The organism is Kitasatospora sp. Ki12 (assembly GCF_054601375.1).
Map to the genome: position 1 here is coordinate 2,819,275 of NZ_BAAIHT010000002.1, position 13,290 is coordinate 2,832,564.

At 73.7% G+C, this 13,290-nt stretch carries 13 protein-coding genes and 2 pseudogenes; 9 read left to right on the top strand and 6 right to left on the bottom strand.

Annotated features, from left to right (window positions below; translation table 11 throughout):
* Positions 1–95 precede the first annotated feature (95 nt).
* The gene (locus ACYP53_RS30130) at positions 96–524 is read left to right on the top strand and encodes an SHOCT domain-containing protein (protein WP_189914724.1); all 429 of its coding nucleotides are present in this window, start codon (positions 96–98) and stop codon (positions 522–524) included.
* Between the two features lie 64 nt (positions 525–588).
* Here ACYP53_RS30130 and ACYP53_RS30135 read toward each other — a convergent pair whose 3' ends face one another.
* On the bottom strand, positions 589–3,081 hold the full coding sequence (locus tag ACYP53_RS30135) for a Tex family protein (RefSeq protein ID WP_459649698.1): 2,493 nt from the start codon (positions 3,079–3,081) through the stop codon (positions 589–591).
* 166 nt (positions 3,082–3,247) lie between these two features.
* Between ACYP53_RS30135 and ACYP53_RS30140 the strand changes: the two genes are divergently transcribed.
* Complete coding sequence (locus ACYP53_RS30140; protein WP_459649699.1) at positions 3,248–3,640, top strand: PPOX class F420-dependent oxidoreductase; 393 nt, start codon at positions 3,248–3,250, stop codon at positions 3,638–3,640.
* Here ACYP53_RS30140 and ACYP53_RS30145 read toward each other — a convergent pair.
* Entirely contained in the window at positions 3,627–4,205 is a 579-nt protein-coding gene (locus ACYP53_RS30145) for a hypothetical protein (RefSeq protein WP_189914730.1), read from the bottom strand. The genes ACYP53_RS30140 and ACYP53_RS30145 overlap by 14 nt on opposite strands.
* Positions 4,206–4,279: 74 nt before the next feature.
* Between ACYP53_RS30145 and ACYP53_RS30150 the strand changes: the two genes are divergently transcribed.
* Positions 4,280–5,179 carry an aminoglycoside phosphotransferase family protein gene (locus tag ACYP53_RS30150; protein ID WP_229928445.1) on the top strand — a complete coding sequence of 300 codons (900 nt, stop codon included), beginning with the start codon at positions 4,280–4,282 and terminating at the stop codon, positions 5,177–5,179.
* Positions 5,180–5,192: 13 nt separating this feature from the next.
* Here ACYP53_RS30150 and ACYP53_RS30155 read toward each other — a convergent pair.
* Positions 5,193–6,103, bottom strand: a pseudogene (locus ACYP53_RS30155) (LysR family transcriptional regulator).
* Between the two features lie 72 nt (positions 6,104–6,175).
* Here ACYP53_RS30155 and ACYP53_RS30160 point away from each other — a divergent pair.
* The 4 genes from ACYP53_RS30160 to ACYP53_RS30175 all read left to right on the top strand — a co-directional run bounded on the left by ACYP53_RS30160 (position 6,176) and on the right by ACYP53_RS30175 (position 8,732).
* Positions 6,176–6,580 carry a RidA family protein gene (locus ACYP53_RS30160; RefSeq protein ID WP_189914734.1) on the top strand — a complete coding sequence of 135 codons (405 nt, stop codon included), beginning with the start codon at positions 6,176–6,178 and terminating at the stop codon, positions 6,578–6,580.
* A 40-nt stretch (positions 6,581–6,620) separates the two neighbouring features.
* A complete protein-coding gene (locus ACYP53_RS30165) occupies positions 6,621–7,262 on the top strand; it encodes a TetR/AcrR family transcriptional regulator (RefSeq protein WP_459649700.1) in 642 nt (213 codons plus the stop codon).
* A 63-nt stretch (positions 7,263–7,325) separates the two neighbouring features.
* Positions 7,326–8,060 (top strand): tyrosine-protein phosphatase, encoded by a 735-nt coding sequence (locus ACYP53_RS30170; RefSeq protein WP_459649701.1) that lies wholly within the window; start codon positions 7,326–7,328, stop codon positions 8,058–8,060.
* 111 nt (positions 8,061–8,171) lie between these two features.
* Entirely contained in the window at positions 8,172–8,732 is a 561-nt protein-coding gene (locus ACYP53_RS30175) for a DinB family protein (protein WP_459649702.1), read from the top strand.
* Positions 8,733–8,757: 25 nt separating this feature from the next.
* Here ACYP53_RS30175 and ACYP53_RS30180 read toward each other — a convergent pair whose 3' ends face one another.
* Positions 8,758–9,702, bottom strand: a complete 945-nt coding sequence (locus ACYP53_RS30180) for a pentapeptide repeat-containing protein (RefSeq protein WP_459649703.1) — start codon at positions 9,700–9,702, stop codon at positions 8,758–8,760.
* Between the two features lie 131 nt (positions 9,703–9,833).
* Between ACYP53_RS30180 and ACYP53_RS30185 the strand changes: the two genes are divergently transcribed.
* The gene (locus ACYP53_RS30185) at positions 9,834–10,487 is read left to right on the top strand and encodes a GNAT family N-acetyltransferase (RefSeq protein ID WP_459649853.1); all 654 of its coding nucleotides are present in this window, start codon (positions 9,834–9,836) and stop codon (positions 10,485–10,487) included.
* A 17-nt stretch (positions 10,488–10,504) separates the two neighbouring features.
* On the opposite strand, the gene ACYP53_RS30190 is transcribed toward ACYP53_RS30185, so the two are convergent.
* On the bottom strand, positions 10,505–11,290 hold the full coding sequence (locus ACYP53_RS30190; RefSeq protein ID WP_459649704.1) for an SGNH/GDSL hydrolase family protein: 786 nt from the start codon (positions 11,288–11,290) through the stop codon (positions 10,505–10,507).
* 251 nt (positions 11,291–11,541) lie between these two features.
* Positions 11,542–11,949 (bottom strand): annotated as a pseudogene (locus tag ACYP53_RS30195) (winged helix-turn-helix transcriptional regulator); the annotation flags it as partial.
* 97 nt (positions 11,950–12,046) lie between these two features.
* Here ACYP53_RS30195 and ACYP53_RS30200 point away from each other — a divergent pair.
* On the top strand, positions 12,047–13,261 hold the full coding sequence (locus tag ACYP53_RS30200) for a pyridoxal phosphate-dependent aminotransferase (protein WP_189914749.1): 1,215 nt from the start codon (positions 12,047–12,049) through the stop codon (positions 13,259–13,261).
* Positions 13,262–13,290: the final 29 nt, after the last annotated feature.

Consider the following 13,290-nt stretch of genomic DNA (forward strand, 5'->3'; position numbering starts at 1 on the left):
GCCTGCCGGTCGGGTTATTCCCATCGAGCCGGAAGACCACTGGATCGGCCGAACAGCGGAGAGCGGTGTCCGTTTTACGGTGATATGACTCGGCCATGGAGACCAAACTGCTGGCCGTGGACTACCCGGTACTCAACATCTTCTGGACGATGCTGGAGCTGTTCCTCTGGATCCTCTGGTTCTTCCTGCTGTTCAAGATCATCACGGACATCTTCCGCAGCCATGACCTCAGCGGCTGGGGCAAGGCCGGCTGGCTGGTCCTGGTGATCATCCTGCCGCTGATCGGCGTCCTCGCGTACCTGATCGCCCGCGGGCAGTCGATGGGCAAGCGCGACGTCGAGCAGGCCCAGCAGACCGAGGCCGCGGTCAAGGCCTACATCCGGGACGCGGCCGGGTCCGGGGCGGACACCGGTGGCGGCGGCCGCAGCCACGTCGACGACCTGGCGAGACTGGCGGACCTCAAGGAGCGGGGCGCCATCTCCGACGAGGAGTACCAGAAGGCCAAGGACAAGCTCCTGGTCTGAGGACGGACGGTCGCGGGGCCGGTGGACACCACGTCCACCGGCCCCGCCGTGCGTCGGTGCCCGGTCAGCGCCGCCCGGAGCGCCGGTCGCCCGAGCCGCCGTCGCCGCCGGTCAGGCCGGCCCGGCGCAGCGCGTCCGCCATGGCGCTGTTGGCCGGCGCGGCCGCGCCGCCGGAGCCGCCCCGGTCACGCCGGTCCTGGCCACCACGGGCGCCCTGACCACCGCCCTGACCACCCTGACCACCCTGACCGCCCTGACCGCCGCCGCCGCGCCGCTCCTGGCGCGGCGGGCGGGCCTGCCGGTCGCCCCGGTCGCCCCGGTCGCCGCGGTCGCCGCGCTCGCGCCCGACCTCGTCGTCCAGCCGCAGGGTGAGCCCGATCCGCTTGCGCGGCACGTCCACCGAGACCACCCGGACCTTCACGATGTCGCCCGGCTTGACCACCTCGCGCGGGTCCTTGACGAAGGTCCGCGACAGCGCCGAGACGTGCACCAGCCCGTCCTGGTGGACGCCCACGTCCACGAAGGCGCCGAAGGCCGCCACATTGGTGACCACGCCCTCCAGCACCATGCCGACCTCCAGGTCGCCGATCTTGTCGACGCCCTCCTTGAAGACGGCCGTGCGGAACGCCGGGCGCGGGTCGCGGCCGGGCTTGTCCAGCTCGCCGAGGATGTCGGTGACGGTCGGGACGCCGAAGGTGTCGTCGGCGAAGTCCGCCGGTCGCAGGGCGCGCAGCCGCTCGCCGCTGCCGATCAGCTCGCGCAGCTCCCCGCCGGCCGCGGCGAGGATGCGGCGCACCACCGGGTAGGCCTCGGGGTGCACGCCGGAGGCGTCCAGCGGGTCCGTGCCGTCGGGGATGCGCAGGAAGCCGGCGCACTGCTCGAAGGCCTTGGGGCCGAGCCGGGAGACGTCCTTGAGCTGCTTGCGGGTGCGGAACGGGCCGTTGGCGTCGCGGTGGGCGACGATGTTGTCGGCGAGCGTGCCGGTGATCCCGGAGACCCGGGTGAGCAGCGGCGCCGAGGCGGTGTTGACGTCCACGCCGACGGCGTTGACGCAGTCCTCGACCACGGCGTCCAGCGAGCGGGAGAGCTTCACCTCGCTCAGGTCGTGCTGGTACTGGCCGACGCCGATCGACTTGGGGTCGATCTTGACCAGTTCGGCCAGCGGGTCCTGCAGCCGCCGGGCGATGGACACCGCACCGCGGATCGACACGTCCAGCTCCGGCAGTTCCTGCGAGGCGAACGCGGAGGCCGAGTAGACCGAGGCGCCGGCCTCGCTGACCATCGCCTTGGTGAGCTTCAGCTCGGGGTGGAGCTTGAGCAGGTCCTCGGCGAGCTTGTCGGTCTCCCGCGAGGCGGTGCCGTTGCCGATCGCCACCAGGTCGACGTCGTGCTTCTTCGCCAGCGCGGCCAGGGTGTGCAGGGCCGCGTCCCACTTGTTGGCGGGCTGGTGCGGGTAGATCGTGTCGTACGCGACGACCTTGCCGGTGGCGTCCACCACCGCGACCTTCACCCCGGTGCGGAAGCCCGGGTCCAGGCCCATGGTGGCGCGGGTGCCGGCCGGGGCGGCGAGCAGCAGGTCGCGCAGGTTGGCGGCGAAGACGCGCACCGCCTCGTCCTCCGCCTCGGCGCGCAGCCGGGAGCGCAGGTCGATGCCGAGCCGGACCAGGATCCGGGTGCGCCAGGCCCAGCGGACGGTGTCGCCCAGCCACTTGTCGGCCGGGCGGCCGCGGTCGGCGATGCCGAAGCGGGCCGAGATCCGCCGCTCGTAGTCGTTCTCCCCGGGCAGGTCGCCCTCCGACTCGCCGTCGTAGGGCGAGAGTTCGAGGTCGAGCACCTCCTCCTTCTCGCCGCGCAGCATCGCCAGGATGCGGTGCGAGGGGAGCTTGGTGTACGGCTCCGCGAAGTCGAAGTAGTCGGCGAACTTGGCGCCGTCCTGCTCCTTGCCGTCGCGGACGGTGGCGACCACCCGGCCGCGGGTCCACATCCGCTCGCGCAGCGAGCCGACCAGGTCGGCGTCCTCGCCGAAGCGCTCGACCAGGATCGCCCGGGCGCCCTCCAGGGCCGCCGGGGCGTCCGCCACCGACTCGTTGAGGTACCGGCCGGCCAGCGCCGCCGGGTCCTGGGAGGGGTCGGCGAGCAGGGTGTCCGCCAGCGGCTCCAGCCCGGCCTCGCGGGCGATCTGCGCCTTGGTGCGCCGCTTCGGCTTGAACGGCAGGTAGATGTCCTCCAGGCGGGCCTTGGAGTCGGCGGCCAGCACCCGGGCGCGCAGCGCGTCGTCCAGCTTGCCCTGGGACTCGATCGACTCCAGGACGGCCGCCCTGCGCTCCTCCAGCTCCCGCAGGTAGCGGAGCCGTTCCTCCAGGGCACGCAGCTGGGCGTCGTCGAGGGAGCCGGTGACCTCCTTGCGGTAGCGGGCCACGAAGGGCACGGTCGCGCCGCCGTCGAGCAGGTCGACGGCAGCCTTCACCTGCCCCTCGCGGACGCCCAGTTCCTCGGCGATCTTGCGTTCGATCGCCTGCTGGGCCTGGCGGGCCACCTGTTCGACTGGCGTGGTCACGAAGCCGGTCACCTTCTCCTTCAGTGCTTTCGCCGTACGCCCTGCATTCTGGCAGGTGCCGACGACGGCGCCCGGCCGCACCCGGGACCGCCGGGCGTGGCGTGCCGGTCCGCGGCCCCAAGAAGGCTCAAGCGATGCCCAGTTGCCGCTCCCTAGGCTGGCGGGCATGGACACTCTGGATGCCGCCGCCGAGTTGGAGCGGCTCGCCGCCGCCAAGTACCTGCTGTTCACCACCTACCGGAGGAACGGCACTCCGGTGGCCACCCCGGTCTGGGTCGCGCGGGACGGTGACGCGCTGGTCTTCACCACGGTCACCAAGACCGGCAAGGTCAAGCGCCTGCGCAACCGTTCGGACGTGCTGGTCGGCCCCAGCGACATCCGCGGCAACCTGCTGGGGGCGCAGGTCCCGGCCACCGCCGTGCTCGACCCGGACCGGGCGCCCGCCTACCGCAAGCTGCTCCGGCGCAAGTACGGGCTGCTGTGCGCGATCGCGCTGACGGCGAACGTGCTGCGCTTCGGCAAGGGCGGCACGGTCGGGGTGCGGGTCACCCCAGCGTGAGCGAGCCGTCGGGCCGGCCGTCGGCGGCCAGGCCGATCACCGTCGTCCGGCCGCCGTAGGTCAGCCTGACCCGGTCCGGGCCGTCCCAGGCGGCGTCGACCGTGTCGCCGTACCGGAAGTCCGCGAAGGCGAGCTGCCAGCGGCGGGTGGTCAGGCCGTTGCCCTGGTCGACGAAGACCCACTGGGCGACGTCGAGCATCCCGGGCTGCTCCTGCCGGACGATCCGCCGGTCGGGGCGGTCGGGTGCCGGCCGCGTCGCGATGGACCGCGGGGCGTCGAGGAAGATCCACAGCGGCACCGTCGCCGCGGCCGTCAGCAGCACGCCGACGCCCAGGACCACCCGGATCCAGGCCCGCCAGGTGACGCAGTAGAGCACCACCAGCAGCACCGGCAGCGCGACGGTGCCCAGCAGCAGCGGCCGGTCGAACCAGTCGCGCAGCACCAGCAGACCGCCCTGGCGCTCGCCGTACCGCCCGACCGCGCCGAGCAGGACGAGCAGCGCCAGCACGCCCAGGGCCGCGCGCAGGGCCCGGCGTTCTCCCGCCGTCTGCTGACCGATCACCATGCCGTCAGCCTATAAGTCCGCGCAGTTGGGGAATACGGCTGAACGAAAACGATCGGCGCTGTACGCTGCCGGGCATGTGCGCTGCCACCCGGATGCACCCCGACGAGCCGGTGGTCGACGCGGCCCTGGTGAGACGTCTGATCTCCGCCCAGTTCCCGCAGTGGGAGCGCCTTCCGATCACCCCGGTCGGCCCCGCCGGGGCGGACAACGCGATGTTCCGGCTCGGGCCCGAACTCGCCGTCAGACTGCCCCGGGTGGAGTGGGCCGCCGGGGACGTCCGCCGCGAGCACCAGTGGCTGCCCCGGCTCGCACCGCGGCTGCCACTGCCCGTCCCCGCCCCGCTCGCGCTCGGCCGGCCCGCCGCGGGCTACCCGTGGGAATGGTCGGTGCTGCGCTGGCTCGACGGCGTCAACCCGGCCGTCGGCGTCCTGGCCGCGCCCGCCGGACTCGCCCGCGACCTGGCCGGCTTCGTCAACGCCCTGCGCGCCGCCGACCCGGCCGACGCCCCGGCCGGCCGCCGCAGCGCCCCGCTCGCCTCCCGGGACGGCGCCACCCGCGCGGCCATCGCCCAGCTCACCGGATCGATCGACACCGCCGCGGCCACCGCCCTGTGGGACAAGGCGCTCCGCCTGCCCGACTACGCCGGCCCCCCGGTCTGGACGCACGGCGACCTCACCCCCGGCAACCTGCTGCTCACCCGGACCGGCCGGCTCGCCGCCGTCATCGACTTCGCCCTGATGGGCGTCGGGGACCCGACCGCCGACCTGATCGCCGCCTGGAACCTGCTGCCCGCCGCCGCCCGCCCCACCTACCGCGCCGCCCTCGGCGCCGACGACGCCATGTGGGCCCGCGGCCGCGCCTGGGCCTTCTCCATCGCGCTGGTGACGATCCCGTACTACCGGCACACCGACCAGGCCCTGACCGCCAACGCCCGCCACGTCGTCCGCGAGGTGCTCGCCGACCGCAGCGTCTGACCGACCGCAGCGTCTAGCCGTTCCACGCCGGGCGTCCGTCGCCGACGGCCTCCAGCAGGCGGTGCACCAGGGGGTCGGGGTCGTCGGCGCGCCAGGCCACGGCGACCCGGGTCCGCGCGGTGCCGGGCTCGATCCGCCGGAAGGCGACGCCGCGCAGGCGGATCCGCCGGATGCTCTCCGGGGCCAGGGAGACGCCCAGACCGGCCCCGACCAGCGCGCACACCGTCTGCCACTCCACCGCGTGCTGGGCGATCGCCGGGGTGAAGCCCGCCCCGGCGCACAGCCCGGTGATCCGGTCGTACAGCTGCGGCCCCTCCTCCCGGGGCAGCAGCACGAAGGGCTCGTCCGCCAGCCGTTCGAGCCGTACGGTCCGCCGGCCCGCCAGCGGGTGGTGCGCCGGCAGCACCGCGACGAACGGCTCGGTGAGGACGGTGCGGAAGCGCAGCCGCGGCTCGTCCGCCGGGGGTTCGCGCAGCAGGCCGACGTCGACGGTCCGCTCCAGCAGCGCGGCGACCTGCGGGGCGCTGGTCATCTCGCGCACGTCCAGGCGCACGGCGGGGCTGCGCTGCCGGAAGGTGTCCAGCAGGCCGGGCAGCACGGTCAGCGCGAGGGAGGCGGAGAACCCGATCCGCAGCCGGCCGGCCTCGCCGCTGCCGACGGCGCGGGCGGCGGCCAGCGCGTCCGCGAGGTCGGTCAGCGCCCGCCGGGCGGCGGGCAGGAGTTCGCGGCCGGCCGGGGTCAGCGCGACGCCGCCCGGGTCGCGGCGGAACAGCGGGTGGCCGACCTTGTCCTCCAGCCGCCGGATCTGCTGGCTCAGCGGCGGCTGGGCGATGCCCAGCCGGCGGCGGCGTGGCCGAAGTGCAGCTCCTCGGCGAGCACGACGAAGGCGTGCAGCTGCGGCAGGGGGAGTTCGGGGCGTTCCATATCTCCAGGGATATCAGACCGTCGCACGGGAAGTGTTGGACGTATCCCCGCAGGCCACCTAGCGTTCCCGGCATGACAGAACGACGCGCCATCCTCAGCGGTTCGACCTTCGAGGAGCAGATCGGCTACGCCCGTGCCGTGGTGGACGGCGACTGGGTCCACGTGTCCGGGACGACCGGCTTCGACTACACCGCGATGACCATCTCCGCCGACGTGGTGGAGCAGGCCGAGCAGTGCCTGCGCAACATCGCGACCGCGCTGGCCGAGGCGGACTGCGGCTTCGCCGACGTGGTGCGGGTGCGCTACCTGCTGCCGGACCGCGCGGACTTCGAGCCCTGCTGGCCGGTCCTGCGCCGCTGCTTCGGCGAGGTCCGGCCGGCCGCCACCATGCAGATGTGCGGGCTCGCCGATCCCCGGATGAGGATCGAGATCGAGGTCACCGCCCGGCGCCGGACCAGCCGCACGAATACCGAGTAAAAAACCTTCCCCGGTCAAGGTTCCTGCTAGCCTGGACCCCATGACTGGACTGCGCGAGCGCAAGAAGGAACAGACCCGGCGGGCCATCTCCGAAGCGGCCATCACCCTCTTCCTGGAGCGCGGCTTCGACCAGGTGTCGGTGGCGGACGTCGCGGCGGCCGCCGAGGTCTCCAAGCCGACGCTGTTCTCCTACTTCCCCAGCAAGGAGGACCTGGTCGTCCACCGCTTCGCCGACCACCAGGACCAGGCGGCCGACGTCGTCCGCGGCCGGCTCGCCGGCGAACCGGTGCTGGACGCCCTGCTCCGCGACTTCCTGACCGGCCTCACCCGGCGCGACCCCGTCACCGGCCTCAACGACCACCCCGCCGTGCTCGCCTTCACCGCCCTCGTCTACGGCACCCCCAGCCTGGCCGCCCGGGTCGGCGAGTACGTGGCCCGCGCCGAAACCTCCCTGGCCGACGCCCTGCGCGAAGCCCCCGACCTCCCCGAACCCCGCGAACTCACCGCCCGGCTGCTCGCCGCCCAGGTCACCGCCACCCAGCGGGTCCTCGCCCTGCACAACTGGCACCGCATCCAGGACGGCGGCCGCACCGCGGACGACCTGCACGCCGAGGCCGTCGGCGACGCCACCCGCGCCTTCGACCTCCTCGCCCACGGCTACGGCGGGCCCGCCGGCGGCTGAGCTGCCGGGCTGGCCCCGCAGCTGAGCAGCTGAACGGCTGAACGGCTGATTAGAGTAACGATCATGACAACCCGTCACCACAGCTTCGAGGCCTTGCACAACTTCCGCGACCTGGGCGGCTACCCGGCCGCCGGGGGACGTTCCGTACGGTGGGGCCTGGTCTACCGCTCCGACTCGCTCGGCAAGCTCACCTCGCCCGCCGACCTCGACAAGCTCCGGAGCCTCGGCATCCGGACCGTGATCGACCTGCGCTACCCCTGGGAGATCGCCGCCAAGGGCCGGGTACCCGAGATCGACGGGCTGGAGTACCACAACCTCTCGATCGAGCACCGCCCGTACGACCAGGCCGAGATCGACCCGGAGCTCGACCCCTGGCGCCACCTCGCCGACCGCTTCGCCGAGGTCGCCGAGGACGGGGTGAAGGAGATCCGCCAGGTCCTGGACGTGATCGCGGCCGCCGAGGCCCCGGTGGTCTTCCACTGCGCCTCCGGCAAGGACCGCACCGGGCTCATCGCCGCCCTGCTGCACACCCTGCTCGGCGTCGCCGAGGACGACATCGCCGCCGACTTCGCCCTCACCGAACTCGCCACCCCGCACCTCGTCGCCGAGTGGCACGCCGCCCACCCCGGCCGCACCCTGCGCTGGCCCGGCTACGGCCGCGCCCCGGAGGCCGTCATCCGCCTCACCCTCGCCGACCTCGCCGCCCGCCACGGCTCGGTCGACGGCTACCTCACCGGCACCCTCGGCCTCGACCGCGACCGGATCGACAGCCTGCGCGCCCGCCTGTTGACCGGCTGAGCCGCCCCGGCCGCTCGCGTGGGAAGTCGGCCCGGCCGACTTCCCACGCGCCACTCCCCCCGGCGACAACCCGGTGGCGGGAAGGGCCGGTCGTCAACGACCATGCGCGGTATGACCGAGCAACCCACGCGATGGACCGAGGCGACCGTCCACCCCGGCATGTGGGCCGACCCCGACGGCGACCCCCGCAACAACGAAGGGCCGAGCCCGGACGGCGAACTCGGGGCGCTGGAGGACTGCCTGACGAACTTCCGGCTGACCCTGCGGATGAAGTGCGAGGGCCTGGACGCCGAACAGCTGGCCCGCCGCTCCGTCCCGCCGTCGACGATGTCGCTGCTCGGGCTGGTCCGGCACCTCGCCGAGGTCGAACGGGACTGGCGCAACTGGATCACAGAGGGCGAGCCGCTGCCCAAGCTGTACGGCCGACGGGACGCCGACTTCGACGGTGCGGTGGCCGAACAGTCCGTGGTGGAGGCCTCGTTCCGCGACCTGGCGCGCGAGCAGGCCGCGACCGACGCCATGCTGGCCGGGTTCCCCGACCTGGGCGAACGGGTCGGCCCGGACCGGATCGCGATCCGGGAGCTGCTGGTGCACCGGGTCGAGGAGTACGCCCGGCACTGCGGCCACGCCGACCTGCTGCGCGAGTGCGTCGACGGACGCGTCGGCCAGTGACCGAGGCCCCGGCCGGCGGCGGACGTCAGCGGCGGCGCCCCCGGGCCGGGTTGGTGCCCCCCTTGCCGGTCCCGGACCTGCTCCCGGCCCCGGTGCGCGGCTTGCCCGTCGGGGCGACCGTCGGGGCCGTCGTGGTGGGCCAGTGGGCGGGGCGGGTGAGGCCGGCCGGGAGGCGGGTGCCGGCGTCGCCGCGGGCGGCGTGCAGCTGGGACTGGGTGAGGTAGAGGGCGGTGCTGAGGTCGGCGCCGGCCAGGTTGGTGTCGCGCAGGTCGGCGCCGATGAGGTCGGCCAGCCGGAGGTCGGCGCCGGAGAGGTCGGCGGCCACCAGCATCGCCCCGCGCAGGTTGGCGCCCCGCAGGTCGGCGCCGCGCAGGCGGGCGCCGAAGAAGTCGCCGCCGCGGTGTTCGGGGCGGCCGGGTACGGCGGCCCGGACGAGTTCGCCGGCCCGCAGCAGGAGGTCGCTGACCCGCTGCCGGTGGGCCGGGACGTCGAGGGCGAGGACTTCCTCGGGGGTGCCGCCGGCCAGCCGGTCGGTCTCCTCCAGGGCCTGCCGCAGCTCGGCGTGGACCGGCCGGGCGGGCTCGAAGGTGAGCGCCTCGGTGAGGTAGCGGAGGAGTTCGTGCAGCTGCCGCACGATCGGGAAGATGTCGAACATCGGCCCGGCGGTGTCCGGCTCCTCGCGCCAGCTGCGGCCGCCGAAGGTCACCTGGGAGATCCGCTGTCCGGCGCCGAAGCACTCGTAGACGGTGCAGCCCTGGAAGCCGCTCTCGCGCAGTCGCGCGTGGATGCCGCAGGTGAAGTCGGTCCGCAGGTTGTGACAGGGGTTGCCGGCCCGCTTGTTCTCGGCGAAGTCGGTGCCGGCCGAGAAGGGCAGGGCCACGCAGCAGAGCCCGAAGCAGTTGCCGCAGTCGGACTCGAGCGAGGTCGGCGCGGCCGCCTTGGGGTCCTGCGGCGACTCGGTCTCGCGCACGTCCGGGGTCCTTCCAGCCGGGCGCCGGGGCGGCGCCGTGAACCCAGGAATCCTACTGGGCAGAGCACCCTCCACGCCTGTAAGGTTCTTATCGCAAGAGTAACCATTACACACAATGCGGGGTGGACAGCATGCAGGAGCCGGGCACCTGGGAACTCGTCCGGATGTGGATCTCGGGCTGGGCGGTCTCGCGCGGCTCCGCCGAGCCGGTGGACCAGCCCTGGGGCTGGTCCATCGACGTCGGCGCGCCCGCCGGCGAGGTGGGCCGGCACGTGCTGCCCGAGCCGACCGAGGCCGAGGTCCGCAAGATCGCCGAGAACACCACCGCGCCGCACACCTGGCTGAAGCTGTTCGCCGAGGACACCGTCGTGCGCCCCTGGCTGGGCCCGCGGTGGCGACTGGACGTCCCGGGCTTCCTGATGAGCACCCCGCTCGGCCCCGAGCGGCCCGAGCCGCCGGCGGGCTTCACCGTGACCACCTGGGAGCGGGGCGGGGTGCTCCGGGCGCTGGTGCGCACCGGGGCCGGGCACCTGGCGGCGCGCGGCCAGGCGGGCCTGGCGGGCCCGGTGGCCGTCCCGGACCAGATCACCACCGTGCCCGGGTTCCGCCGCCGGGGCCTGGGCGGCCTGGTGATGCGCACGCTGCAGTCCGCCGCGTACGAGCGGGGCGCGCGCACCGGCGTGCTGGTCGGCACGCCGGACGGACAGGCGCTCTACACGGCGCTCGGCTGGACCACCCACGCCCCGATGGCCAGCCTGGTCCTGGAGCCGGAGCCGCAGCCGTAACCGGAGCCGGCCGCCGACTAGGCGTACGGCAGCAGCTCGGCCCGCTTCGGCGGGCGGCCGTCACCGGAGGAGCGGCCGGTCAGGCGCCGGCCGATCCACGGGCCGAGGTGGGTGCGCAGCCAGCGGGCGTCGGCGCGCAGGCGCTCGGCGCGGCCGGGCGGGGCGGCGACGGGCAGCGGGGCGCGCCAGTCGAAGGAGGCGGGGCGGCCGAGCGCCTCCAGCACGCCCTCGGCGACCCGCCGGTGGCCCTCCGGCGAGAGGTGCAGCCGGTCCTCGGCCCAGAGCCGGCGGTCGTCGAAGCAGGGGGCGGAGAAGAGGTCGACCACGGCGAGGCCGTCCTGTCGGCCGAGTTCCTGCACGAAGGCCTTCATCCGCAGGATGGTGGGCAGCAGCCGGGCACTGCCGGCCATCCTGCGGGTGGGGTCGGTGCTGGTGAACAGGACGACGGTGGCGCCGGTGGCGCGCAGTTCCCGGACGCAGTCGCCGAGCAGCCGCTCGACCCGGTCGATGTCGCAGCCGGGGCGCAGCACGTCGTTGAGGCCGCCGGCCAGGGTGACGAGCCCGGCGCCCAGCGCGGCGGCGGGGGCGAGCTGCTCGTCGTGGATCTGGCCGATGAGCTTGCCGCGGACGGCGAGGTTGGCGTACCGGAAGTCGCCGTCCGTGCGCTCCGCCGCCAGCGCCGAGGCGACCCGGTCGGCCCAGCCGCGGTAGTGGCCGTCGGGCAGCAGGTCGTCGCACATGCCCTCGGTGAAGGAGTCACCGATGGCGACGTAGTCGGCGTAGCTGCGGTAGGTGGTGGGCACGGACTGGCCTCCGCTCTCCAGGGACGCTTCGCGGTCCGACGATCGTACGCGTGGGCCCGTACGCCCCCGGCACGAGGCCCGGACCTGGGCGCGGGCCCCGGACCTGAGTGCGGGCCCCGGACCTGGGCGCTCATCGCACGCCGAGCGTTCGTTTATCGGCCCGCGCCACCCTGGGGCCACGGGGCGGCGGCCGGCGACGGGGGCCTTGCCGCCGCCCCACCCGGGCGACCGCCCGTCGGCGTTCAGCCCGCGACGACCCCGACCTCCGCCCCGACCTCCGTCCCGGCCTCCGCCGCCCGGGGCGTGAACCAGTGCTCGCGCACGGCGTCCGTGGGCCGCTGCTCGCCGAGGGCGGGCAGGCCCCACGCCCCCAGCGCCTCGATGACCGGCCGCAGTTCGCGTCCGCGCCCGGTCAGCTCGTAGACCGTCGCGCTGGCCGGCCGTTCCAGCCGTCGTCGGGTGGCCAGCCCTTCGCCCTCCAGCTGCTTGAGCCGGGCGGCCAGGATGTCGGTGGAGACGCCGGGCAGGTCGGCGTGCAGGTCGGTGTAGCGGCGCGGGCCGCCGAGGAGTTCACGGACGATCAGGAGGCTCCAGCGCTCCCCCACCGCGTCCAGGGCGCGGGCGACGGCGCAGTACTGGTCGTAGCTTCGGCGTGACATGTGGATCAGCATAGCCAAAAGGTTGGACTTTCCAAGTGCCTACTTGGTAGAACAAAGCAGAAGCAACGATGCGGTGGTGACGGTCGGGAGGCCTCAGGTGGAGTTTCGGCAGTCCAGCAAGCTGAATGACGTGTGCTACGAGATCCGCGGCCCGGTGGTCGACCAGGCCAACGCCCTGGAGGAGGCCGGGCACACCGTGCTGCGGCTGAACACCGGCAACCCGGCACCGTTCGGCTTCGAGGCGCCCGAGGAGATCATCCAGGACATCATCCGCAACCTGCCCAAGGCGCACGGCTACAGCGACTCGCGCGGCATCCTGCCGGCCCGCCGCGCGGTGGTGCAGTACTACCAGCAGCGCGGGGTCCAGGGCGTCGACGTCAACGACGTCTACCTCGGCAACGGCGTCTCCGAGCTGATCCAGATGGCCGTCACCGCGCTGGTGGACGACGGCGACGAGGTGCTCGTGCCGATGCCGGACTACCCGCTCTGGACGGCCGTGGTCCGGCTGGCCGGCGGCAAGGCCGTGCACTACCTGTGCGACGAGGAGGCGGAGTGGTACCCGGACCTCGACGACATCGCCGCCAAGATCACCGCCCGCACCAAGGCGATCGTGGTCATCAACCCCAACAACCCCACCGGCGCGGTCTACCCGAAGGAACTGCTGGAGGGCATCCTCGACCTGGCCCGCCGCCACCAGCTGATGGTCCTGGCCGACGAGATCTACGACAAGATCCTCTACGACGGCACCGAGCACCACTGCCTGGCCGCCCTCGCCGAGGACGTGCTCACCCTCACCTTCAACGGCCTCTCCAAGGCCTACCGGGTGGCGGGCTTCCGGAGCGGCTGGCTGGTCGTCTCCGGTCCCAAGCAGCACGCCTCCGACTACCTGGAGGGCCTCACCATGCTCTCCGGCATGCGGCTGTGCCCCAACGTGCCCGCCCAGTACGCCGTCCAGGCCGCGCTCGGCGGCCACCAGTCCATCAACGACCTGGTGCTGCCCAACGGCCGGCTCACCGAGCAGCGCGACGTCGCGGTCCGGGCCCTGAACGAGATCCCCGGCGTCAGCTGCGTCAAGCCCAAGGGCGCCCTGTACGCCTTCGCCAAGCTGGACCCGGCGGTGCACCGGATCGTCGACGACGAGCGGTTCGTGCTGGACCTGCTGCTGCGCGAGAAGATCCACGTCGTCCAGGGCACCGGCTTCAACTGGCCCCGCCCGGACCACTTCCGCTTCGTCACCCTGCCCCGCACCGACGACCTGGAGACGGCCGTCAACCGGATCGGCCGCTTCCTGGCGACGTACCGCCAGAGCTGACGGGTAACGCCGGAGCTGACGGGCGCCGC